The sequence below is a fragment of the Sphingobium sp. C100 genome, assembly GCF_000508185.1.
Taxonomy (GTDB): Bacteria; Pseudomonadota; Alphaproteobacteria; order Sphingomonadales; family Sphingomonadaceae; genus Sphingobium.
The window spans coordinates 47,565-70,462 of sequence record NZ_AYOY01000035.1 but is presented as its reverse complement, the minus strand read 5'-3'; the positions used below and the strand labels follow the sequence as shown (position 1 = coordinate 70,462).

The window sequence follows — 22,898 nt, the reverse complement described above, 5'->3', positions numbered from 1 at the left end:
CCCCATCTGCAATAAAACAGGACGCGCGTCGTGTCATGCCGAGATCGCCTCCGCCAGCGCCCACTCCCCGGGCGCAGCGAGATGATCGCGATGACACCGCAAACGATATCGGCTCAGTTTACCGGCGTCGCCGTGACTGCGGGCGGACATCTATGCTCCTTTTGGCAACTACAAGCTCGTGGAGGCCAACGTCTGTTGTGCCTCGACTAGACTTGCCGGTTTTTTCGGGCGTAGCTCTGCACGGGCCTGATTGATGATCTGCAGGCCGCCCCAGATGCCCAAGGCCGCCATGATCAAGGCGACAGCGAGATCGGGCCAGGCGGTGCCCGTGCCGACGACACCGGCGGCAGCCAGAAGGACCGCAAGATTGCCGATTGCGTCGTTGCGCGAGCATATCCAGACCGAGCGCATGTTGGCGTCGCCACTGCGGTAGCGATAGAGCATGAGGGCAACGCTGCCGTTCGCGACCAGCGCGATCACCCCGACGATTCCCATCGTCTCGGCCTGCGGCACCCCGCGGCCCAGCGCCGCAAGCACCGTCGTGACGAGGACATAAAGGCCGAAGGCGAGGATCGTGCCGCCCTTGAGCAGCGCGGCACGGGACCGCCAGCTCAGCGCCATGCCGGCGACCCCAAGGCTGATCGCGTAATTGGCGGAATCGCCCAGGAAATCGAGCGCGTCCGCCTGCAGGGATCGCGATCCCGAAGTGATGCCCGCGACAATCTCGCCCAGAAACATCACCAGATTAATCGCGAGCGCGATCCAGAGCATGCGGCGCCAGCGCGGATCCGGCGTCGGCGGTGCGTCGGACTGGCAGCTGTTACAGACCATCAGCATGTACTCGAACAAGCATCATGGAATCTCTATGCACCCTCTAGCAACTAGAGGGTCAAGACAAATCATCGTCGTTGTCGCCGGCTGCATCAGCCGACAGCCACAGCGGCACGGCGCCGGTTGAGGAGAAAGCCACCGAGCACCGCGATGAGCATCAGGAGCTGCGCGCCCATTGACTGCAAGGTCGGGAAGATACCGAGCATGGAGACGCGGATGCCGCCGCCAAGCGGCGCGATGTCGATGATGCCGGCTTCCTGTAGCGCCGACACGCCCTTGCCGGCGAGGACGATGGTAAGGATCGCCATCAGCCACGCACTGTAGGCGAAGAATTTCGCGATCGGCAGGTCGCGACTGTAGCGCAGCATGGCCCAGGCGATAAGTCCGAGCAGCAGCACGGCCGAGCCCGCGCCAGCCAGCATCGCGCCGCCATTGCCCTGGGTCCAGAGCGCTGCGTAGAAGAGGATCGTCTCGAAGACCTCGCGATACACGACGATGAAGGACAGGCCGAACAGGAACCAGGCCGACTGCCGCGACAGTGCGCGCGACATCTTCTCCCTGATGTAGCGTTGCCATTGGTCCGCCTGCGCCTTGCCGTGCATCCAGATTCCCACGGAGAGTAGGACGACGGCTGCGAACAGCGATCCGAACCCTTCGGTAAGCTCCCGGCTCGCGCCGCTGATCCCGATCGCATAGGTCGCGATTCCCCAGGTCAAGGCTCCGGCCGCCAGCGCCCCGATCCATCCGCCATGGACGTAGCGCAGTACCTCGGGCCGCTCGGCCTTGCGCAGGAAGGCGATCATGGCGACGACGATCAGCAGGGCTTCGAGTCCCTCGCGCAGCAGGATGGTGAAGGCACCCAGGAAGGTCGATGCGGTGCTCGCCGCGTCCCGGGACAAAGCCGCGTCGGCGTCGTCGAACAGACCATCGAGCACCTGGATGCGCGTGGCGATCTCGTCGGCGGGGCGCCCCTGCTGGAGCGACGCCCGGAACTCGCCCATGGCGCTTTCGATGTGCCCCATGAGCGTTGCGTCGCGCGCGGTCAGCATCGGTTCGAGAGGCTCGAAGCCATCGAGATAGGCCGAAAGCGCAAGTTCCTGGGCGGCGTGACGGTCGCCACCGCGATAGGCGGCAAGGCTCTGCGCCAGTTTATCGCGCGCAATGGCCAATGAGCCGGGCGCTTGCTTGATCACCACGTCCGGGTGGCGGCGTAGATAGGCGATCACCGCGTCGGCCTTGGCAGCCCCGATCGACTTTGCCAGCACCTCGGGCGTCAGCCCCGCGAGTGTCGTCAGGTCGGGGATCCTGTGCCGCAGGCCGGGATCGGATTTCCACAGCCGCTCGCCTTCGTTCGCGAGAGCGTCGGAAAAAGCGAAGCGACCGGCATAGAAGGCCAGCGCCCAGCGATCGGCGCTCGGCAAGGTCGCAAAGCTTTGCATCGCCGTCCCGTCGATGCCCTGGTCGATGACCTGGTAGAGCGCGAACGGGCTGCGCTGCCGCGCGCGCACTACCTCGCTAAAAGCGATCGGCGGTGTCTTGAGCTTCGCAGCGTCGGGGCCATGCCCATCCCCGGTCATGCCGTGGCAGCTCGCGCAATTCTGCGCGAACAAGGAGGCGCCCCGGGTCAGGTCGGGCGCCTTGCTCGGCGCGAGGGGCACCGGATAGGCCTTGAGTAGATCGGCGGCGAGGCCGTGGGCGACGCGGGCGACTTCCTCGGGCGTGCCTTTCGCGGCGATAACGCTCTGAAGCCGGGCTGCGCCCGCGATCAACTGTCCGCGTGCCGGTGTAGGCGAGAGTGCCGCAAGGCGGGTCGATACCGAAGCCGCGAATTCGGTCATCTCGGCGTATTCCGAGGCGCTCTTCACCCGCCCGCCACTGACCGCGCCACCATAATCAACCGCCATATAGTCGAGCAGCCGCCATGCCGTTTGCACGTCGGTCGTTTGGGCATCGGCGGCGACGCTTGTTACAAGGGCAAACAAGACGGCACCGAGGAGCGCCAACGCGCGCCGCACCGATTGGCGTAGCAAGAGCGTCCGCCGGCGAATCGATAAAGAGCGAAGGCTGCGGGTAAGCGTAAACATATGCCGCGTCTACACCCTCTAGCCGCTAGAGGGTCAAGCGGTTTTGCGACTTGTTTGCATTAGCTGTTCACAATTGCAAACGGCAGTCTCATAAACCTTCCCGCTCAGCCAAAAGCGGCGGAATCCGGCGCCAATGTCTCGATGATGCGACACTCGGAAATAGTGCCCTGCCCGCACTGGACAATCACGTTGCTCAGCTCAGACCTCAATGTATTCAGATCGCGGAGCTTTCGGTCGATTTCGGCGAGATGTTCCCGCGCGATCGCGTCGACCGCCTTGCACGAAATATCCTTCTGGTCGGCAAGCTTGAGCAACTCCTGAACCTGGTCGATCGAGAAACCCAGCGCGCGAGCCCTGCGAATGAAACTGAGCCGTGCGAGATGTTGGGCGGTGTAGGCGCGATAGTTGTTCTTTGTTCGGGCGGGCGCCGCCAACAAGCCAATGCTCTCATAATAGCGGATCGTCTCCACCTTGGTGTCGGTGGCTTTGGCGAGACTCCCAATGCTGAGCGGCTCGGTGGACATATCGTTTGACCCTCTAGTTACTTCAGACTGTATAGAGGGTGTCATGTCGAAAAGTCGAGGTGACGCTATGTTCGATCAAATTGGGACGAGCCCCATAGCGGTAGAGCGCCGGTGGCGCTTCAAGGTTCAGGGGCTAGACTGTCAGAACGAGGTTCGGTTGCTCAGGGAAGCGCTGCTCCCACTCGTTGGAGATGAGCGGTTTTTGTCGTTCCAGCCGAAGCTTGGCCTGCTCGACGTCGATGTCCCGTCCGGCCTCACAGTCGAAGCCGTGGTCGCGGCCGTATCGACCACCGGGATGACCGCCGAGCTAGACGGTCAAAGCGGTATCTCAAAAGATGCTGCGGGAGCCGACGGTTGCAGAAGCTGCTCGGGTGAACCGACGCCCGTTGCCCAGGCTGTCCCGGACCGTCCAGACGGCGTCATTTTCGAAATCCATGGCATGGACTGCGGTGACGAAGTCGCGGTGCTCAAGCGCGAACTCGGTCCGATCGTCGGGCCGGAAAACCTGTCGTTCGATCTCATCAACGGTCGCATGTCGATCGCGAGCGGTGCCGATCTCTCTCTTCACGCCGACATCCTTAGGGCAGTCGAACGCACGGGGATGCGCGCCGAACTGTGGAAAGAAGGAGAGCGCAGTGCCGATGCGTCAGAGGAACAGCGGCGACGCCGTGTTCAGGCCGGGTTGACCATCGCAAGTGGCACTTTGGTCCTGGTCGGTTTTGCGATTCACGCGCGCGCAAACGGCTTCGCTGCGGTACTGCACGAGAGTCTGGCGCCCGAGCCGCACCCCCCGCTTCTGGCGATGCTCGCTTATTCCTTGGCGATCCTGTCGGCAGTTCGATATGTCACGCCCAAGGCGATCCTCGCGGCGCGGCGACTCCGGCCGGACATGAACCTGCTCATGCTGGTCGCCGTGGCGGGCGCCCTCGGCATTGGCCAATGGTTCGAAGCGGCGACTGTCGCATTTTTCTTCGCCCTTGCGCTGGCGCTTGAGGCATGGAGCTTGGGACGCGCCCGCCGTGCCGTCGCCGCCCTTATGGAAATAGCGCCGGATTCGGCCCGGATACGAGATGCGGCAGGCGTCGAGAAGGACGTACCCGTTGCCGAAGTGGCGGTGGGAACCCACGTGATCGTTCCACCGGGTGGAAAGATACCGCTCGACGGCTATGTGGTTGCGGGGACGAGCGCTGTCAATCAGGCGCCAATCACGGGCGAAAGCGTACCCGTCACGATCAAGCAAGACGCAACGGTTTATGCCGGAACCATCAACGGCATGGGCGCGCTCGAGATCGTCACGACTCGGCCAGCCTCCGACACGACACTCGCGCGTATCGTGCGCATGGTCGGCGAGGCGCAAAGCAAACGGGCTCCGACCGAACAGTGGGTGGAACGCTTCGCGCGGATCTACACGCCGGTCGTGATGGCACTTTCGCTGGCGGTATTCCTCGTGCCGCCACTTCTGCTCGGGGGCGATTGGGCCGCATGGTTCTATCAAGCGCTGGTGTTGCTCGTCATCGCCTGCCCCTGTGCGCTGGTCATCTCGACCCCTGTCAGCATAGTCGCCGGATTGACGGGCGCGGCCCGGCGGGGCGTGCTGATCAAGGGAGGTGTCCACCTGGAAACGCCTGCCCGCCTCACAGCGATTGCGGTGGACAAGACCGGCACGCTCACGCTTGGGCGCCCCAAGGTAATCGAGCTTGTCCCGCTTGGCGGTCGGGGCGAGATCGAGCTGCTGGCGCTCGCGGCTGCCATCGAAGCGCGAAGCGAGCATCCGATTGCCCGCGCGATCCTTGATGCCGCAGCAGTGCGCAGCGTCGATATCGTCCCTGCAACGACGGTGACGGCCTTGCCCGGGCAAGGAGTCGTTGGCGCGATCGATGGTCGCGAGATCTGGATCGGCTCCCCTGGCTATCTCGGCGAGAGGCTGGGGGATGCAGGCGATGATGAGCTTGCCGCCCAGCTGCGTCGAATCGCTGCGGCCGGACTGACCGGGATCGTTGTCGGCGAGGCCCAGTCGGTCATCGGATTAATTTCAATTGGTGATGCAGTGCGTCCTGAGGCCAGGCAAATCGTCGCGCAACTGCATGAACTTGGCATCACACAGGTCGTGATGCTGACGGGAGACAGCCGCGCGCCCGCTCAGGCCATCGCGCATGAAACCGGCGTGGATGAGGTTTACGCCGAGCTGCTTCCCGAACAGAAAGTCGAGGCGATAGAAAGACTGGTGGCGCAAAATGGCCTTGTCGCCATGGTCGGTGACGGCGTCAACGACGCGCCGGCGATGGCGCGGGCGAGCCTCGGCATTGCGATGGGCGCGATTGGGAGTGATGCGGCAATCGAGACGGCGGATATCGCACTGATGCAGGACGATCTCTCCCAGCTACCGTGGCTAATTCGGCACTCACGAGCGACACTCACCGTCATCCGGCAGAACATTGGCTTCTCGCTTGCGGTAAAGCTCATCTTCGGGGGACTGACGCTGCTCGGGATGGCGTCGCTCTGGGGCGCGATAGCAGCGGATGTCGGTGCGTCGCTCCTGGTCGTGCTCAACGGGCTGCGTCTTATCAATCGTGACCAGCGGGCGCGATAGCCCGGTTACCGAGCGTGCCGAAGCCACGATCTTCGCTCTTCCACCCCCCAAAAGGACCACATTGATATGGCCGGACAATGTACCGCGAGCATCGACACGGGCTTTGTGACATTGGGCTATGCCAAGGTAGCCCTATTGGGCGTGGTGCAGGGCATTACCGAACTTCTGCCGATTTCTTCAACCGCCCATATGCGCGTCGTACCTGCCATGCTGGGATGGCAAGATCCGGGCTCGGCATTTTCGGCCGCGATGCAACTCGCGGCGCTCGCCGCGGTTATCAGCTATTTCTGGCAGGACGTCCGCCGTCTTGCGGTCGGATCCGTGTCGGCGATCAGCCGCCGCGAATTCGCCGATCCCGACCTTCGTCTGGCGACCTGCATCGTGCTGGCGACGATCCCTATCGCGCTGGCGGGCGCGCTCCTTTCGAGCAGCCGCCCAGCATCACGGCAACATTGTGGACCAGACCAACCGGAGCCTTGCCGCCTAGGCCATTGATCCGTCGCGGCTCCAAGTTCGTGAGGCCGAGCTTCGCAGCAAGCGGCTTGCTGATGATGGACGCTCCGCTCCCGCTATCGAGCACCGCGTCGATTGCTACGCCGGACACTTTGGCCGGCACGATCAGCGTGTCGCCGGTTGCGACTTCTATCGGATGCCAGGCCGGAGGCGTGGCGAAGCCGCGCCACGGCTGACCGCGATCGGTTCTTGCTGCCCACAGCGGCAGTGGAATGCTCATTACGATAAGCCCGGCCCCGAGATGCATGAGTGCAGTCCGCCGGTTAGTGTGACGGGGCGTCTCCATTTCAGCCCAAGTATCCACCAAAATTCCATTCAATTCTCGCCAGTCGCCGAGAGGTTCGAGCTTCGACTACATGCTCCAGCTACTAGAGGGTCAAGCCCCAAACAAAAAAATGAGAGGCAGCGAGTTTAGCGATCAGAACCGTTTTGAGAAGCCCGCCGCAAGAAAAGGGTGAGGAGGCTTTGTGCCGGCTTCGCCTGTTCCCACGCTAAGATCAACCTGAATATCATGCCCAATGATGTACGCCGCCCCAACGTCGAAGATCAACGAGGCACGTCCATTCTTCTTTTCGGGATATTGAAGCCCGGTATCGATGAAGAGATTCACGATCTTGCTCGGATTGTAGTTCAGCATGGTAGCAAACAGGCCAGCGGTATAGGAGCGCTTCGTGTCGTCCTCATACACCGCCACGCCGACATTGGGGTTCAACGACCATTTGTCAGCGAAATTCCAGTCGGCCGCTAAGCGGTAGTCGCCGGTTGTGCGCGAGTTACGAAGATCACCGGAACCCGAAGGCGGAAAGAGCCGGACAAGCGCGCCGATTGATGGCTGGGTCGATCCCGCCGCCTCGGCGATGTTATATTTCAGACCTATCGACGACGGCGCGAAACCATTACTGCACGTATGGCCCTGAGTTGGGTCCTGCTGGCGTTGCCAAGTGAACGTGTTGCCTTCAACGCGGAACTCCCAACTCTTGCTGAAGCCATACCTGAGGAGCGTCGGAATGAAGGTCGTACGCTCTCGTTCATCGCCGTTGCTGCGATACTCAAGCTGGATTGCTGTCTCGATCTGAAAATGACCCAGGCCAACCGTCGTGCTTCCGTCCGCAATTCCGGGCCGATCGGGATTGATGAAGTCGTCGGAAGGGTCCGCATGAGCTGGAGCCGCCGCTGCAAATGCCGCAACGATGATGAGTGTTGCTGATGTGCTAAGATGACCGTGGGGCATTAAAACTTACGCCGTTCCTGTACGCACTCAGTCGGCACCTAAGCGGCTGGCCGCGCAATCGCTTGAATGACCCGGCACTCGGCCATCGTTCGGGCGCAGCACCCGCTGGCGCTCATAGCGCTTAGCTCGTCGCGCAAGGCGGATAGCTGGCGAAGCCGATCCTCCACACCGACTAGATGTCGCGCGGCGATTTCCGCTGCTTCAGCACAGTCGCGTTCAGGTTGATCCGCAAGCGCGAGGAGCGAGCGAATTTCGTCGATCGAGAAACCCAGCCTTCGCCCGTTCCGCACGAAGTTCAGGCGATCCACGTCGCCGTTACCATAGGTGCGTCTGCCCGAAGATGTGCGCGCGGGTGTTTCGAGCACACCAATTTGTTCGTAAAAGCGGATCGTCGTCACCTTGGTCGCAGTCGCGCGCGCAAGCTCACCAATCTTCATTTCACGTCTGCTCCACAAATTTTGCAACGATCGAATTTTGGGCTTGCTCCTACAGCAACTAGAGATTGTAAAGAAGCAAGATGATTGACACTCAAACCGTTCACGGGTGCGCCTGCCATCGACGCGCCGAGCTTTGGTCGACCTCTCGGTTGCCGGCGTGATCGCGCTTCGGTATCTCCATCTCACGTATGAGATCTTCCGCAAATCGCGCGCTGCGCCATGGCCAGTTTCCTAGGAGTGCGCAGGATGATTGTTTCACCCCGCGCGCTTTCATGCGTGCTGAATGCGACGCTGGCCGTCTCCCTCATTGGGGCATCAGCGGCGAAGGCGCAGACGGCTACCTCGCCGCCTCAGGTCGCCACAGAGCCACCCTTCACCCTTGAGCGAGCCTTGGTGCTTGGCGGCGCGGGCTCACCATCATTAGAGGCCGGTGCCGCAGGTGTGCAAGCCGCAACCGCGGGCCGCGCCGTTGCAAGCCTTCGTCCAAACCCCGAAATCGTTGTCGAGACCGAAAACGTAGCCGGCAGCGGCGAATATCGCGGCTTTCGCAGCGCCGAGACGACCGCTGGGCTGGCACTCCCGATCGAGCTTGGCGGCAAGCGATCGGCGCGCGTCGCGGTAGCGGATGCGCAGATCGACCGGGCGCGGATCGGGGCCGCGATCGCCGTCGCCGACCTCACCCTTGCCATTACGCAGAGCTACAACGAGGCGGCGACGGCCGAGCATCGGCTGACGGTCGCGCGCGACCAGGCGCGGATCGCGGCCGAGGCATTCCGCGTCGCGCGGGTGCGCGTCACCGCGGGCGCGGCGTCGCCGATCGAGCAGCAACGGGCGGACGTGCTGCGTATCAACGCGGAGGCGGCCGTGGAGCGGGCGACGCGCACGGCCGAGGTGGCACGCGCCAACCTGGCGCGGCTGATCGGCCAGCCCGTCATCGGGCCGCTCGACACGGCATGGTTCGACCGGATCGGCGGCTATGGCCCCGTCCAGCTCATATCCGCCGAGGGCACGCTTGCGCTGGCGGCGGCGGCGGCGGACGCGCAGACCGCGAGCGCCCAGGTCCGGCTCGCGCGCGCACAGCGCATCCCTGACGTGACGGTGAGCGCAAGCGCGCGCCGGCTCGAGGCGACGAACGACGTCGCGGCTGTGTTCGGCGTATCGATCCCGATCCCGCTCTTCAATAACGGCAACGCGGCGGTCGCGCAGGCGCAGGCGCAGCAGACCCAGGCCGAGGCGCTGCGTCGGCTCGCCATCCTCGAGGCCGAGCGGTCGATCGCAACCGCACAAGCCGAACTCGCCAACGCGGCCACCACCGCGCGCACGGCCGGAGGCCCGGCGCTGACCGCGGCGACCGAGGCGGCGCGCATCGCACGCATCGGTTATGCCGGAGGCAAGTTCGGCCAGCTCGATCTGTTGGAGGCCGAGCGCACGCTGGCGCAGACCCGCGCCGAGGCGACCGACGCGCTTGCCGCCTACCATGATGCGGAGGCCCGCCTGGCGCGGCTGACTGCGCCCGCGACCCTATCGACCGAGCTGACGCCCGCGAGTGCGCGCCCGGCCACACCCGGAGACATCCGATGATTGTTCAGGACAAGCGCCTTCTTGGCGGCGTGGCGGCGGCGGTGCTCGTCGCCGCGGCGGGCGGGTTCACCGTCGCGCGATGCACAAGCGACAGCCCGCCCGCGACCGAAGCGGCAGCAAAGCCAGAGGAGGCCGAGGCGGCGCCGAGCGACACGCTCGCGATGAGCGCCCAGATGATAAAGGACACAGGCGTCGCGACCGAGACCGTCAACCCGGGTGGGCTGGCGGCCGAGATCGTGTCCCAGGCAACGGTCGCACCCTCCCCTACCGGCGAAGCGGTCGTGACCGCGCGTGCCGGCGGCGCGGTGACGCGGGTATTCAAGCGGTTGGGCGATCCCGTCCGGCGCGGCGAGGCGCTGGCGATCGTCGAGAGCCGCGACGCCGCGCAGATCGCGGCCGATCGTACCGCGGCCGGAGCCAAGGCAACGCTGGCGCAGCGCAATCTGGCGCGTGAACGCTACCTCTACAGCCAGAAGGTAAGCCCGCGCGTCGACCTTGAGACGGCGCAGGCGGAAGCCGCGTCGGCAGCAGCCGAGGCGCGGCGTGCAAGCGTCGCGGCGGGTGCGGCCAACGTAACCAGCGACGGGCGCGGTGTCGTCGTCGCCTCTCCGATTGCGGGCCGCGTGACGGCCGAGAACGTCAGCCTGGGGGCATTCGTGCAGCCCGAGACCGAGCTGTTCCGGGTAGCCGACCCCAGCCAGGTTCAGATCGAGGCAGCAGTAGGCCCGGCCGACGCGCAGCGCCTCAACCCTGGAGACAGGGCAACTATTGAGCTGCCGGACGGCACTACGACCAGCGCCCGGGTACGCGCGGTGACGCCGACCTTGAGCGGCGAGACCCGGGCCGCAACCGCAGTGCTCGACGTGATCGGCGGACGTCTACAGCCCGGCTTGGCGGTGCGCGTGCGCCTGTTCCCGAGCCGGGGCGGCGGCGCATCGGGCGCCATCGTCGTGCCCGAGGAAGCGGTTCAGTCGCTCAATGCCCGGGACGTCGTGTTCGTCCGCACCCCCAAAGGGTTCAAGGCTACTCCCGTCACCACGGGTCAGCGCAGCGCCGGCCGCGTCGAGATCGTCTCGGGCCTCGCAGCCGGCCAGACCATCGCAACGAAGAATGCCTTCCTGCTCAAAGCCGAGCTCGGCAAGGGCGCGGGCGAGGAAGAATAGCAGATGATCGCCAACCTCATTGCGTTGGCCGTCCGTGCGCGCTGGGCGGTCCTGTTCATCTTCCTGGCCATCGCCGGTCTTGGCCTATGGCAGCTCACCAAGCTGCCCATCGACGCCGTGCCCGACATCACCAACAAACAGGTGCAGATCAACACCGTCGATCGGCGCCTCTCGCCGGTCGAGATGGAAAAGCTCGTCACCTATCCGATCGAGACGGCGTTGGCCGGCATCCCCGGACTGGAGTCTACCCGTTCGATCTCCCGCAACGGCTTCAGTCAGGTTTCAGCTATATTCTCGGAAGGTACTGATCTTTATTTCGCGCGCCAGCAGGTCGGCGAACGCCTGTCTCAGGCACGCGACACCCTCCCAGACAGTGTCCAACCGCAGATCGGCCCGGTCACGACCGGCCTCGGCGAGGTGGTCATGTACGAGGTCGCCTATGCCAATCCTGACGGTAAGGGCGCAAAGATCGTCAATGGTCAGCCCGGCTGGCAATCGGATGGAAGCTACCTGACGCCTGAGGGTGACCGACTAACCAATGCGGTTGAGCAAGCTGGCTTCCTACGCACCGTTCAAGACTGGATCGTGCGGCCGCAGCTCCGCTCGGTTCCAGGAGTTGCCGGCGTCGACTCGATCGGCGGCTACGCCAAAACCTTCGTAGTCGAACCCGACCCGGTCAAATTGTCGACCTATGGCATATCGTATAGCGAACTTGGCGAGGCGTTGGAAAATGCCAACCTCGCGGTTGGCGCGAATTACTATAATCGCGGCGGCGAAGGCTATCTCGTTCGGCTCGATGCGCGAGTGCGCTCGGTGGACGAGATCAAAAGCGCCGTCGCCGCCACTCGCGGCGGCGTGCCGATCACCGTGGGACAGATTGCCAATGTCCAAAGCGGCGGTGATCTTCGCACTGGTGGGGGAAGCGTCAACGGCAAGGAAGCCGTTATCGGCACCGCGCTGATGCTGATTGGCGAGAACAGCCGCATCGTCGCCCAAGACGTTTCGGCAAAGCTTGATCAGGTTTCGAGGACTTTGCCGCCGGGCGTGAATGTTACGGTCGTGCTCGACAGGTCGAAGCTGGTCAATGCCACTGTCGCGACAGTTCAGCGCAATCTGACCGAGGGCGCGATCCTGGTGGCGATCGCGCTTTTCCTGCTCCTTGGCAACTGGCGCGCCGCGCTGATCGCCGTGCTCGTTATCCCCTTCTCGTTCCTGATGATGGCGATGGGAATGAACGCCTTCCGGGTTCCCGGAAACCTGATGAGCCTGGGCGCGCTCGATTTCGGCCTCATCGTCGACGGCGCGGTCATCATCATCGAGAACTGCCTGGCGCGGCTCGCGCACCGGCAGGAGCATGAGGGGCGGTTGCTCATCCTTCGCGAGCGGCTCGAGGAGACCATGCGAGCCTCCCAGGAGATGATCAAACCGACCGTGTTCGGGCAGGCGATCATCCTGCTCGCGTTCGCGCCGCTGCTCATGTTCACCGGCGTCGAGGGCAAGACCTTCTCGCCGATGGCGATCACGATCATGCTTGCACTCGTCGCGGCGTTCATCTTGGCGCTGACCTTCGTGCCCGCGATGGTGGCCTTGCTTATTCGGGGCCGCGTCGCCGAGAAAGAGGTGTGGCTGATCCGCAAGGGCAAGGAGCGCTACCTGCCGCTGCTCGACAAGGCGATCGCACGCCCTTGGCCGTTTATCCTCGGTGGGCTGGCGTTCTTCCTCGCGGCTATTCCGGCATTCGGGCTTCTTGGCAGCGAGTTCATCCCGCAACTCGACGAGAAGAATATCGCCCTCGCCTCGACACGCGTGCCCTCGGTCAACATAGAACAATCGCTCGCGATGCAGCGCCATGTCGAGGCGGCGGTCAAGAAACTGCCTGAAGTCGCACTGATGTTCTCCAAGACTGGGACGGCCGAGGTCGCGACCGATCCGATGCCGCAGAACATGTCAGACGGCTACGTCATTCTCAAACCACAGGATCAGTGGCCGGCGGGCGTCAAGACGAAAGCCGAGGTGATCGAGCGCATCGAGAGAGCGTCGCGTGGTCAGCTCGGCCAGCTCTATGAAATGAGTCAGCCAATCCAGCTTCGCTTCAACGAGCTGATCGCGGGTGTCCGCGGCGACGTCGCCATCAAGCTGTATGGCGACGATCTCGACAAGATGGCGCAGACCGCGAACGAGATGGTTCGCGTGCTGCAATCTGTTCCGGGCGCGGGGAGTGTCAAAGCGGACCAGGTTGGCGGTGCGCCGGCGCTCGACGTAAAGCTCGATCGCGCCGCCATCGCACGATACGGACTGACAGTGCGCGAGGTGGCCGATACGGTCTCCGCGGCGTTGGGGGGTCAGGAGGCCGGCTTGCTCTATGAGGGCGACCGGCGGTTCGACATCACCGTGCGCGTTCCCGAAGCCACCCGCGCCAGTCTGGATGACATTCAATCGTTGCCGGTTTTGCTGCCCGAGAGGGCTGGCCAACCTCGTCAGCAAGTGCCTCTAGCGCAGGTTGCACAGATCCGCGTTACCGAAGGGCTGAATGAGATCAGGCGAGAAAACGGCAAGCGCCGCCTCGCCATACAGATCAATCTATTGGGGCGGGATGCCGGATCGTTTGTCGCGGAAGCGCAGGCAAAGATTGCTCAGGTCCGACTCCCAGCCGGCTATTATCTCGAATGGGGCGGGCAGTTTCAGAGCCTGGAGGATGCGTCCAAGCGCCTTTCGATCGTCGTGCCGCTCTGCTTCGCCTTGATCTTTGGGCTGCTCTACATGGCGCTTGGCAGCTTCGGGCGCGCTACCGCAGTATTCCTGGCGGTGCCTTTGGGGCTTGCGGGGGGCGTGTTCACCTTGGCGCTGACCGGCATCGCGTTCTCGGTATCGGCCGCTGTCGGCTTCATCTGTCTCGCCGGCGTCGCGGTGCTCAACGGCCTGGTGGTGATGACCGCGATACGCGAACGGATTGAGGCAGGCCTTCCGCTCGCTCAGGCAATACGCGACGGCATGGCCGAAAAGATGCGCGCCGTCGTCATGACGGGGTTCGTGCCGGCGATCGGCTTTGTACCGATGGCGCTCGCGCACGGTACGGGTGCCGAGGTCCAGAAGCCTTTGGCGACAACCGTCATCGGCGGCCTGGTTGCGGCTACCATGCTCACGTTGCTCGTCCTCCCCGCCATCGCCCGCGTGGTGCTCGGCTGGGGTGAGCGAGGGGGCTTGCGCCGCGAAGCCGAGCCGCATGACGACACAACTGCGCATCTGACGTCCGAGCCGGTCTCGACATGACGAGGGATTTGAGCATGAGCGAGCAAATCAAGCTGCTCCGCATCTACACTGACGAGGCTGCATATTACGGCGACCGCAAGGTGTTCGAGGTCATCGCATCCAAGGCGCGTGACGCCAGACTTGCCGGTGTGACCGTGCTTGAAGCGCTGATCGGATTCGGTCGATCGGCGCATCTGCATCGCCGGCACGTCCTCGAAAGCGATCGAGCGGTGGTGATCGAAATTGTCGATTTCGACGGTCGATTGCGGTCGTTTGTCTCGGACCTCTCCGACGTTCCGGGTGTTGGATTGATGACACTCGAAACGGTCGAGGTGCTTGGACGCGAGTTTCCGGTCGACCAGATTGGGCCGGAACAGTGACAGGCTGGGAAGGAGTTGCCCGTGGCGACTGAGATCACCAGCGCCGAGCGCGCGCCTTCGTTGAGCCGCTTTGCCCTGTTGCTAGGACTTGCCGGCGCGGCGATGATCCCGGCGTTGGTACTGCGGATCGAAGGCTGGCGTCCCAATCCGCTGCTCGACACCGCGGCGTTCGGCGCCGCCATCCTTGCCGCGGGCTTCCTTCTGTCGTGGGGAGCAGAGGCGGCCGAAAAACGCATTTCGGCGGGGCTGATCGTCGCGATCATCGCGCTGATCACCGTGCTCCCTGAATATGCCGTAGACTTCTACTACGCCTACTCGGCGGGCGCGAATCCAGGGTCCAACTACGTCCATTATGCGGCGGCGAATATGACCGGCGCGAACCGTTTGCTCGTTGGTCTCGCCTGGCCGTTGCTCGTGCTGCTCCATTGGCACAGGACGCGGGAACGCGCGATCCAGCTACTTCCCGCCAATCGCACCGAAATCCTCTTCCTTCTGCTCCCAAGTATCTACGCCTTCTGGATCGTGGCGAAGGGTCGAATTTCACCGTTCGACACGCTCGTCCTGATCGCGATGTTCGGGCTCTATATGTGGCGCGCCAGCAGAAAGGAGGCAGGTGAGGAAGAGGATGATGACGACGAGCCAGGCCCGGCCGCTGCGCTGTTGTTGCTATCCCCGGCGCGCCAATGGCTCGCGATGGGGACGCTGACCCTGATGGCAGCCGCGATCATCCTCGCATCGGCGGAGCCGTTTGCCGAGTCGATGATCGATTCGGGCCGCCTGCTAGGGTTCGACGAGTTCCTGCTGATCCAGTGGCTGGCGCCGCTGGCCAGCGAGGCGCCCGCTGTTGTCGTGGCGGCGTTGTTCGTCCTGTCAGCCCGAGCCGAGACAGGGCTTGCGACGATGATGTCCGACAAGATCAATCAATGGACGCTGCTTGTCGGCATGCTGCCCCTAGCGGTCGGCTTGGGCGCGGGACACCTCACTAGCCTGCCACTGGACGCGCGCCAGCACGAGGAGTTCTTTCTGACCGCCGCCCAATCCCTGTTCGGCATCGGCTTATTGCTGCGCCTTCGCTTGGGATTGGCGGGTGCAGCTGCGCTGGCGGCTCTTTTCGTCGTCCAAGTCGCTTTGGCGGTGATCTGGCAAGGCGACGAAGTGCGTATCATCGACAGTCTGACCTGGTTGGCATGGGGCTATCTGACACTCTCGGCCATTCTGTTCCTGACCAACCTGAAGGCCGCTGCCGCGCTGTTCAGAAACGTTGAGCACGGAACCGGCCAATCCGATTGACGCGGTCATCATCAGGCGTCGTCATCGTGCTCATCGCGAGCGCCCCGTCCGATGGATGGGCAGAGCCGCGATCCAACGCAGCGGAGAAAAACGATGCCCGACACAGGAACTACAACGAAAGCCCCTCCGGCGGCAGCCGACTTCCTGTCAATCTACCGGCAGGGCTTCGTACGGGTAGCCGCCTGTCGTCCGCTCTGCCGGATTGCGGAGCCGGCGTTTAACCTTGAGGAGACGCTGAGGCTCGCCCGAAACGGGAGCGATGAAGGCGTCGCGTTGATGGTCTTTCCGGAACTCGGGCTATCAGGTTATTCCATTGACGACCTCCTCCTTCAACGCGCGCTGCTCGACGAAGTCGAGCGACGACTCCTAGAGCTGGTGGCCGAAAGTCGTGATCTTCACCCGGTCCTATTGGTCGGTGCGCCGCTACGCCGTGAAGGGCGTCTCTACAATTGCGCTGTCGCAATCCATCGAGGGCGGATCCTTGGCGTCGTGCCGAAGGGGCATTTGCCCAACTATCGTGAGTTCTATGAGAAGCGGTGGTTCGCCTCCGGGCGGGACGTGCGCGGCGAGATCACCATCGGAGACGAGGCAGTTCCTTTCGGAATGGACCTCTTGTTCAAAGCGGAGGATGTCGACGGCCTGATTTTTCACGCCGAGATATGCGAAGACGTCTGGGCGCCTGCCCCGCCGAGCGACTTCGCCGCGCTCGCCGGCGCACTGATCCTGACAAATCTCTCTGCCAGCAACATCGTGATCGGAAAAGCGGATACGCGGCGGCGTCTCTGCGAAGTTCAATCCGGGCGTTGCTGGGCCGCCTACATCTACTCCGCGGCGGGTTACGGAGAGTCGACGACCGACCTCGCCTGGGATGGACAGGCGTGCATATACGAACTCGGCGCCGAGGTCGCAGAGACGGAGCGTTTCAGCACTGAGCCGCAGATGGTCGTCGCCGACATCGACATCGAGCGGCTGCAATTGGAGCGCATGCGAACCGGCACTTTCAACGAGGCCGCGATCGCCAACGGCATGCCGGACCGGCGCTTCCGTCGCGTGACCTTCCGTCTCGACCCGCCGACAGGCAACCTCGGTCTGCGGCGATGTATTGATCGCTTTCCCTTCGTGCCCAACGACCCGGCGCGCCTCGACCAAGACTGCTACGAGGCGTTCAACATTCAGGTAACCGGGCTCGCCAAGCGGCTTGAGGCGACCGGTATAGCCAAGATCTGCATCGGCGTGTCCGGCGGGTTGGATTCGACCCACGCCTTGATTGTCGCGGCAAAGGCATTTGACCTTCTCGGCCGTCCGCGAACCGACATCCTCGGCTTCACGATGCCCGGCTTCGCCACCAGCGACAGGACCAAGTCCAACGCGCACGCGCTGATGAACGGGCTCGGTGTGACAGCCGAGGAGATCGACATCAAGCCGCTTGCTGAGCAGATGCTGCGAGATCTGCGGCATCCGTTCGCGACCGGGGAACCGGTCTACGACACGACGTTCGAGAACGTGCAGGCAGGAATCCGGACCGACCTTCTATTCAGGGCCGCCAACCAGCGGCACGGCTTGGTTCTTGGCACCGGCAACATGTCGGAACTCGCGCTCGGCTGGTGTACCTACGGCGTCGGCGACCAGATGAGCCATTACAACGTGAACGGGTCGCTCCCGAAAACCCTCATCCAGCACCTGATCCGATGGGCGGCTTCTAACCAGATGTTTGACGCCGAAGTGACCGACGTCCTGCGCGACGTACTCGGGACGACGATATCGCCCGAACTCATTCCGCAGGCGTCCGAGGGCCAATCGCAGAGCACGGAAAGCAAGATCGGTCCTTACGAGCTCCATGACTTCTGGATTTATTATTTGACCCGCTTCGGCCTTCGGCCCTCCAAAATCGCATTTTTAGCGCTGCACGCGTGGCAGGATGCCGCTGCAGGCAATTGGCCGCCAGGTTTTCCTGAGGAGCAGAAGCGCGCTTACGGCATAGCCGCCATTCGCGACTGGTTTGACCTGTTCCTGCACCGCTTCTTTGCCAACCAATTCAAGCGATCCGCGCTGCCGAACGGACCCAAGGTCACCACGGGCGGCTCGCTCTCTCCACGAGGCGATTGGCGCGCGCCATCTGACGCCAGCGGTCAAGTGTGGATCGACGAAATGCGCAACAATGTTCCCGACAACCTCGGCGCAACCGAGCAGCGTCCTCCTACCGAGACTCCTCCGGCAATATCCACGGAGAGCCGATCAATCGCTCGATAAAATTCGATCCCATCGGTCGGATGGTCGAGTCCGTCCATGCAGCAACTTCGGAAATGCGGCGGGGGCGTCATTCGTGGCCGCCGAAAGGGAAGTCCGGATTCGCCGAGCGGTAGTGCAGGCGCAGACGGTGGCGTGCGGCAAATGCTGTTTGTTGATACGGCCAGAGCCAAGCTCCGGAGCGATGCAGGTGAAGCAGAGTCTGGCACGCACGATCGCGTCCAACGAGCTCTGCTGCCACTCCGCGCCCAGCAGTAGATCGACCGCCGCACCCATCGCGGCCAGCCGCTTCGTCAGCCGATCCCGCGCATCCTCGATCGGCGCGCCGGTCCGCAACGTCTGGCTGACGAGCCATTGCGTGACCTCGACGATGTTGCGAAAACGATGGCGCAGCCGGCGACTGCATACCGTGACGAGATCCACCGAACGCAGCGATTGCAGCGTCCGATTGATATGCACAGAAGTCAGGCCGAGCGCGTCGGCGATAGCCCGCCGCCCAGCCAGCTCAGTAGTTGTAGCTCGACCCGTAGTAGCCATAGACCTGTTGGCCGTAGGCGCGATCGAACGTCGGCTCATTTCCGCCGCTATAGCGCGGCCCGCCTTCGAGCTGTTCCTTGGTCAAGTTGACGACATAGCCGCCCTTGTCGGTATCGTAGGTGAGCTGATCCCACGGGAGCGGGTGATAGTCGTCGCCCATGCCCAGGAACCCCCCGAACGACATCACGGCATATTCCGCCTTGCCCGACCGCTTATCGACCATGAAGTTGTAAACCGAGCCGAGCTTGTTGCCCTCGCGATCATAGACTGCGGTACCCTCGACCTTATTGGAGGCGATCAGACGATCCGTTTCGTCCGTCTCTACGTTGTTGTCAGCCATGCAAAAATCTCCTTCCCTGGCCAGAACGAAGGAGCCCGCCAGGGTATCCAGTCGAGCGGCTGCGGTTGAACGGATTGGAGGCCCGGCGCATCGCTCTTGGGCATGCCGCTATCTGACCACCTGACGCGCCTACACCGATCTACGCAACAGAGCCGGTCATGATGCCTGGCCCTCGTCGCTCTTGGTTTCAGCACGCGCGTCGCGCAGGATCTCGATGCCGCCTTTGATGGCGATGACGGCGGTTGCGAGCCCGACCAGTAGGTCGGGCCAGTTGCTTCCCAGCCACAGCACCAGCATCCCGGCGATCAGGATGCCGCCGTTGGAGATGAAGTCGTTGAAGCTGAAGGTGGTAGCGGCGCGAAGGTTCACGTCCTTCTGCTTCAGCCGCTGAAGCAGCCGCAGACAGATGTAGTTCACGACGCCGGCGATTGCCGACATCACCATCATCGTCGGCCCGATCGGCTCGCTACCTTGGATGTAGCGACGGCCAACGTCGATCAGGATGCCAACGGCGAAGAGCAGCAGCATGATGCCGGACGCGGTCGCGGCCCGCGTCTTCCAGGTCTGCCCGTGGCTCAGCGCGATCAGACTCAGCGCGTACACGGCCGTGTCCGACAGGTTGTCGACGCCGTTGGCGATTAGGGCGCTGGAGTCGGCGAACAGCCCGGTGGCAAAGAAGCCCGCCGCGATGGCGACGTTCAGCAGCAGCACGATCCAGAGCGTGCGTCGCGCGTCCGGTGCTTGACGATCGGTAGCGGCAATCATCCGATAAATTCTTCGAGCGCCATCGTTCCGTCTGTCCTCTTTATTCAGGTGCGGTCAAGCTTTCAGTCGATCCTTTCGCCGGCTTTCAACTTGGCATATGTGGCGGTGGTTGCAAGATTAGTGATTTTACTTTCCGACAACCGATGAACCACACATCGTGACGCCCGGACCGCGGGGAGACAAGTATGACGAAGATGCCCCAGGAACCGACCCTCGACGCCACAGCTCAGCTGCTGCGCGATCCTTACCGCTACATCGCGACACGGTGTCGCCGGTTCGGGGCCGACGCTTTCCGGACCCGTCTTCTGTTGCGGCCGACCATCTGCATGAGCGGCCCCGATGCCGCTGCGCTTTTCTACGACGAGGCGCGGTTCGAGCGTCAGGGCGCGATGCCCGAGCCGGTCCGGGCGACGCTGCTAGGCAAAGGCGGCGTTCAGGGACTCGACGACGAGGAACACCGCCACCGCAAAGCCTTGTTCGTATCGCTGATGACGCAGGACCGGGTGGCAGCGCTCGGCGCTCGGTTCGGCGAGGAGCTTGCTGTCGCCGCGACCCGATGGCGCTCCAGGAGCGGGATCGTGCTTTACGATGCGCTCCACGAGCCCCTCACGCGCGCCGTGTGCGCCTGGGCGGGCGTGCCGCTCGCCGAAACCGAAGTGCGTCGTCGAACCCGGCAGCTTGTGGCCATGTTCGATGCCGCGGCGAGCATCGGCCCTCGGCATCTGCGCTCGCGCCTCGCCCGCCGCCGCGCCGAGCGCTGGTTGTCTAGACTCATCCGCGACGCCCGCGGCGGCCGCATCGAGACGCCGCTAGGGTCCGCCCTCGGCGAGATAGCCGCGCACCGCGATCTTCGAGGGCAACCCTTGCCGCCTCGCATCGCGGCGGTCGAACTCCTGAACGTGCTGCGGCCCACCGTCGCGGTGGCGGTCTTCATCACCTTCGCCGCGCACGCGCTTCACCTGCACCCCGAGTTGAGGGTACGCTTCCGCGCCGGCGATGACACCGACCTGGATGCGTTTGTTCAAGAGGTGCGGCGCTTCTACCCCTTTTTCCCGGCCGTGGCGGCACGCGTACGCGCCGCGTTCACGTGGCGAGGCATGCACTTCCCGAAGGGGCGGCGCGCGATGCTCGACCTCTTCGGTACGGATCGCGATGCGCGCACCTGGTCGGAGCCGCACGAGTTCCGTCCGGAACGCTTCCAAGACGAGGATGGCGGCGCTTTCGGCTTCATCCCCCAGGGCGGCGGCGAAGTGCGCATTCACCACCGCTGCCCGGGCGAGCCGGTCACGACCGAGCTGATGAAGGTCGCAGTCCGGTTCCTGTCGGCGAAAATCATCTATGACGTGCCCGAGCAGGACCTCGGCATCGCTTGGTCCCGTTTGCCTGCGCTCCCGCATAGCCGCATGATAATTCGTGACGTTCGGACCGCGGCAACCGATCCAAGGCACATTCTGTAACGAAAGCAATCACGTAAAGCTCTATGTGACGACCCCACTTCGTCTATGGGAAGATGCTTGATCGGAGGCGCGCCGAAGAGACATCAACCATGATCTTTAAGGATACCGATTTTCGTAGATATGTGCTGTTGCCGTTTACCGGCGCCCTCGCAATCAGCTTCTTGGCCATGCCAGCGTTTGCTTAGAAGCAGGACGAGCAACTGTGGATTGAGATCAACGCTTCGACCGTGCTATCCGAGGGCGTCAAGCTGGAGCTTGAGACCAACAACGCATCAGCAACGATCTCGGCGGACTTTATGAAAGTCAGTATCTCGCGGCGGTTGCGTCGAAATTGCCAAAGGCGTGACACTGACCAGCTGTCCGCGCGCGGGCGTGGGTGGCAGGGCCATAAGGCGGGCGGATACCGAAGCCGCGAATTCGGTCATCTCGGCATATTTCCGAGGCACTCTTGATCCGGCCGCCACTGACGGCACCGCCATAATCGACCATATAATCGAGCAGCCGCCATGCGGTCTGTACGTCGGCGGTATCGGCCTGGGCCACGCCGCCGATCCCGGCGAGGCAGAGAAATGCTGCCAGAATGGCGATGGCGCGCCGGATCGATGTTATCGGCGCGCGCATGAAGGCAGGGCTGGAACGGCGAGATTCGCCAAGTTCTCGACGGAACATCTCCGCCTCATAAACCCTCTAGCAGCTAGAGGGTCAAGCGGTTTTGCGAATTATTTGCAATAGCGGCTCAGCGCTTGGGCCTCACTTCTAGCGCTCGCCCTCATGTGCCAGGGTCTCGATAATGCGGCATTCGGAGATTTTGCCGTGCCGCACTGAACGATGAGGCTGCTGAGCTCGGACCGCAGCGTTGTCAGATCTTTGAGCTTGTGATCAATCTCCGCGAGATGTTCGCGCGCGATCAAATCCACCGCCGAGCAGGATATGTCCTTCTGATCCGACAGGCCGAGCAGCGCCTGAACCTGATCGAGCGAAAAACCCAGCGCCCGCGCGCGCCGGATGAAGCTGAGTCGCGCGAGGTGCTGCGAGGAGTAGGCACGATAATTGTTCTTGGTCCGCTCTGGCGCGGAAAGCAGGCCCGCGCTCTCCTAATAGCGGATCGTCTCGACCTTCGTTCCCGTTGCGGCAGCAAGTTTGCCGATGCTGAGCGATCCTGGCGACATCATTTGCGACCCTATAGTGACGTCAGACTTCTATAGAGATCGTAGGCACAAAGAGTCGAGCAGGCTGTGGCGCCGGAGCAGGCCGGCGCCATCTAACCTGGTCAGGGCTGCTTGTGCATTGCGGTCACCTCGCCCGCGTTACCCGTCAACATAAGGTCGAAATCGACCTTGTCACCGATCTTGGCCGCATCGGTGATCGCGGGCGCTGCCTTGAACGCCATCGTCATCGCCGGCCATTTGGCTTCGGGGATCGGGCCATGGTCGAGCGTGATCGTACCGGCGGCCTTGTCGATCGCGGTGATCGTGCCCTGGCCCTTGGCCTTGATCGAAGCGTTCGCCGCGGGCGCCATCGCCATGTTGCCCATGTCGCCGCCCATTGCTGGGGCAGGCGTCGCTTGGTTGGTCTCGGCCACAACGGGCGTCTCCGCCTTCTTGCCGCAGGCGGCAGTCAGGGCGGCGAGGCCGAGGGCAATGGTCAGTCGTGCATAGTTCATAGTCTTCTCCTTGTAG

At 63.3% G+C, this 22,898-nt stretch carries 21 protein-coding genes; 9 read left to right on the top strand and 12 right to left on the bottom strand.

The window, feature by feature from the left end; genetic code table 11:
- Positions 1 to 168: 168 nt before the first annotated feature.
- The 3 genes from C100_RS29020 to C100_RS29010 form a co-directional block, all read right to left on the bottom strand.
- A complete protein-coding gene (locus C100_RS29020; RefSeq protein ID WP_037529704.1) occupies positions 169 to 831 on the bottom strand; it encodes a cation transporter in 663 nt (220 codons plus the stop codon).
- Positions 832 to 923: 92 nt separating this feature from the next.
- Positions 924 to 2,915 (bottom strand): cytochrome c/FTR1 family iron permease, encoded by a 1,992-nt coding sequence (locus C100_RS29015; protein WP_024018539.1) that lies wholly within the window; start codon positions 2,913 to 2,915, stop codon positions 924 to 926.
- Between the two features lie 104 nt (positions 2,916 to 3,019).
- On the bottom strand, positions 3,020 to 3,439 hold the full coding sequence (locus tag C100_RS29010; protein ID WP_024018538.1) for a MerR family transcriptional regulator: 420 nt from the start codon (positions 3,437 to 3,439) through the stop codon (positions 3,020 to 3,022).
- Between the two features lie 67 nt (positions 3,440 to 3,506).
- Here C100_RS29010 and C100_RS29005 point away from each other — a divergent pair, with 67 nt between their 5' ends.
- A complete protein-coding gene (locus C100_RS29005; protein ID WP_031308725.1) occupies positions 3,507 to 6,029 on the top strand; it encodes a heavy metal translocating P-type ATPase in 2,523 nt (840 codons plus the stop codon).
- 66 nt (positions 6,030 to 6,095) lie between these two features.
- On the top strand, positions 6,096 to 6,524 hold the full coding sequence (locus tag C100_RS29000; RefSeq protein WP_024018536.1) for an undecaprenyl-diphosphate phosphatase: 429 nt from the start codon (positions 6,096 to 6,098) through the stop codon (positions 6,522 to 6,524).
- Here C100_RS29000 and C100_RS47735 read toward each other — a convergent pair.
- The 3 genes from C100_RS47735 to C100_RS28990 all read right to left on the bottom strand — a co-directional run bounded on the left by C100_RS47735 (position 6,427) and on the right by C100_RS28990 (position 8,210).
- Positions 6,427 to 6,762 (bottom strand): retropepsin-like aspartic protease, encoded by a 336-nt coding sequence (locus C100_RS47735; RefSeq protein WP_235219014.1) that lies wholly within the window; start codon positions 6,760 to 6,762, stop codon positions 6,427 to 6,429. The genes C100_RS29000 and C100_RS47735 overlap by 98 nt on opposite strands.
- Before the next feature lie 198 nt (positions 6,763 to 6,960).
- Positions 6,961 to 7,773 carry a transporter gene (locus C100_RS28995; RefSeq protein ID WP_024018535.1) on the bottom strand — a complete coding sequence of 271 codons (813 nt, stop codon included), beginning with the start codon at positions 7,771 to 7,773 and terminating at the stop codon, positions 6,961 to 6,963.
- A 38-nt stretch (positions 7,774 to 7,811) separates the two neighbouring features.
- Positions 7,812 to 8,210: a MerR family transcriptional regulator gene (locus C100_RS28990; RefSeq protein WP_024018534.1), complete on the bottom strand. Its 399-nt coding sequence runs from the start codon at positions 8,208 to 8,210 to the stop codon at positions 7,812 to 7,814.
- A gap of 279 nt (positions 8,211 to 8,489) precedes the next feature.
- Here C100_RS28990 and C100_RS28985 point away from each other — a divergent pair, with 279 nt between their 5' ends.
- From C100_RS28985 to C100_RS28960, 6 genes are all read left to right on the top strand, one after another.
- Positions 8,490 to 9,791, top strand: coding sequence for a TolC family protein (locus C100_RS28985; RefSeq protein ID WP_084625299.1), 1,302 nt, complete (start codon positions 8,490 to 8,492; stop codon positions 9,789 to 9,791).
- Positions 9,788 to 10,954: an efflux RND transporter periplasmic adaptor subunit gene (locus C100_RS28980; RefSeq protein ID WP_024018532.1), complete on the top strand. Its 1,167-nt coding sequence runs from the start codon at positions 9,788 to 9,790 to the stop codon at positions 10,952 to 10,954. Before C100_RS28985 ends, C100_RS28980 begins: the two co-directional genes overlap by 4 nt.
- 3 nt (positions 10,955 to 10,957) lie before the next feature.
- Positions 10,958 to 14,224: an efflux RND transporter permease subunit gene (locus C100_RS28975; protein ID WP_024018531.1), complete on the top strand. Its 3,267-nt coding sequence runs from the start codon at positions 10,958 to 10,960 to the stop codon at positions 14,222 to 14,224.
- A 14-nt stretch (positions 14,225 to 14,238) separates the two neighbouring features.
- Positions 14,239 to 14,583, top strand: a complete 345-nt coding sequence (locus tag C100_RS28970) for a DUF190 domain-containing protein (RefSeq protein ID WP_024018530.1) — start codon at positions 14,239 to 14,241, stop codon at positions 14,581 to 14,583.
- Positions 14,584 to 14,604: 21 nt separating this feature from the next.
- The gene (locus C100_RS28965; RefSeq protein WP_235219013.1) at positions 14,605 to 15,873 is read left to right on the top strand and encodes a sodium:proton exchanger; all 1,269 of its coding nucleotides are present in this window, start codon (positions 14,605 to 14,607) and stop codon (positions 15,871 to 15,873) included.
- Between the two features lie 93 nt (positions 15,874 to 15,966).
- Complete coding sequence (locus C100_RS28960; RefSeq protein ID WP_031308721.1) at positions 15,967 to 18,123, top strand: NAD(+) synthase; 2,157 nt, start codon at positions 15,967 to 15,969, stop codon at positions 18,121 to 18,123.
- Here C100_RS28960 and C100_RS28955 read toward each other — a convergent pair.
- From C100_RS28955 to C100_RS28945, 3 genes are all read right to left on the bottom strand, one after another.
- The gene (locus C100_RS28955) at positions 18,109 to 18,579 is read right to left on the bottom strand and encodes an HWE histidine kinase domain-containing protein (RefSeq protein WP_024018527.1); all 471 of its coding nucleotides are present in this window, start codon (positions 18,577 to 18,579) and stop codon (positions 18,109 to 18,111) included. The genes C100_RS28960 and C100_RS28955 overlap by 15 nt on opposite strands.
- Before the next feature lie 46 nt (positions 18,580 to 18,625).
- Entirely contained in the window at positions 18,626 to 18,997 is a 372-nt protein-coding gene (locus C100_RS28950) for a PRC-barrel domain-containing protein (RefSeq protein ID WP_024018526.1), read from the bottom strand.
- Between the two features lie 156 nt (positions 18,998 to 19,153).
- Positions 19,154 to 19,762 carry a cation diffusion facilitator family transporter gene (locus tag C100_RS28945; protein ID WP_024018525.1) on the bottom strand — a complete coding sequence of 203 codons (609 nt, stop codon included), beginning with the start codon at positions 19,760 to 19,762 and terminating at the stop codon, positions 19,154 to 19,156.
- A gap of 185 nt (positions 19,763 to 19,947) precedes the next feature.
- On the opposite strand from C100_RS28945, the gene C100_RS28940 reads away from it, so the two are divergent.
- Positions 19,948 to 21,219 carry a cytochrome P450 gene (locus tag C100_RS28940; protein WP_024018524.1) on the top strand — a complete coding sequence of 424 codons (1,272 nt, stop codon included), beginning with the start codon at positions 19,948 to 19,950 and terminating at the stop codon, positions 21,217 to 21,219.
- 303 nt (positions 21,220 to 21,522) lie between these two features.
- Here C100_RS28940 and C100_RS48145 read toward each other — a convergent pair whose 3' ends face one another.
- From C100_RS48145 to C100_RS28930, 3 genes are all read right to left on the bottom strand, one after another.
- Positions 21,523 to 21,888, bottom strand: coding sequence for a hypothetical protein (locus C100_RS48145; protein WP_031308720.1), 366 nt, complete (start codon positions 21,886 to 21,888; stop codon positions 21,523 to 21,525).
- Positions 21,889 to 21,938: 50 nt separating this feature from the next.
- Positions 21,939 to 22,301, bottom strand: a complete 363-nt coding sequence (locus C100_RS47730) for a MerR family DNA-binding protein (protein ID WP_442800306.1) — start codon at positions 22,299 to 22,301, stop codon at positions 21,939 to 21,941.
- Between the two features lie 188 nt (positions 22,302 to 22,489).
- A complete protein-coding gene (locus C100_RS28930; RefSeq protein ID WP_024018521.1) occupies positions 22,490 to 22,882 on the bottom strand; it encodes a copper-binding protein in 393 nt (130 codons plus the stop codon).
- Between the last annotated feature and the right edge of the window lie 16 nt (positions 22,883 to 22,898).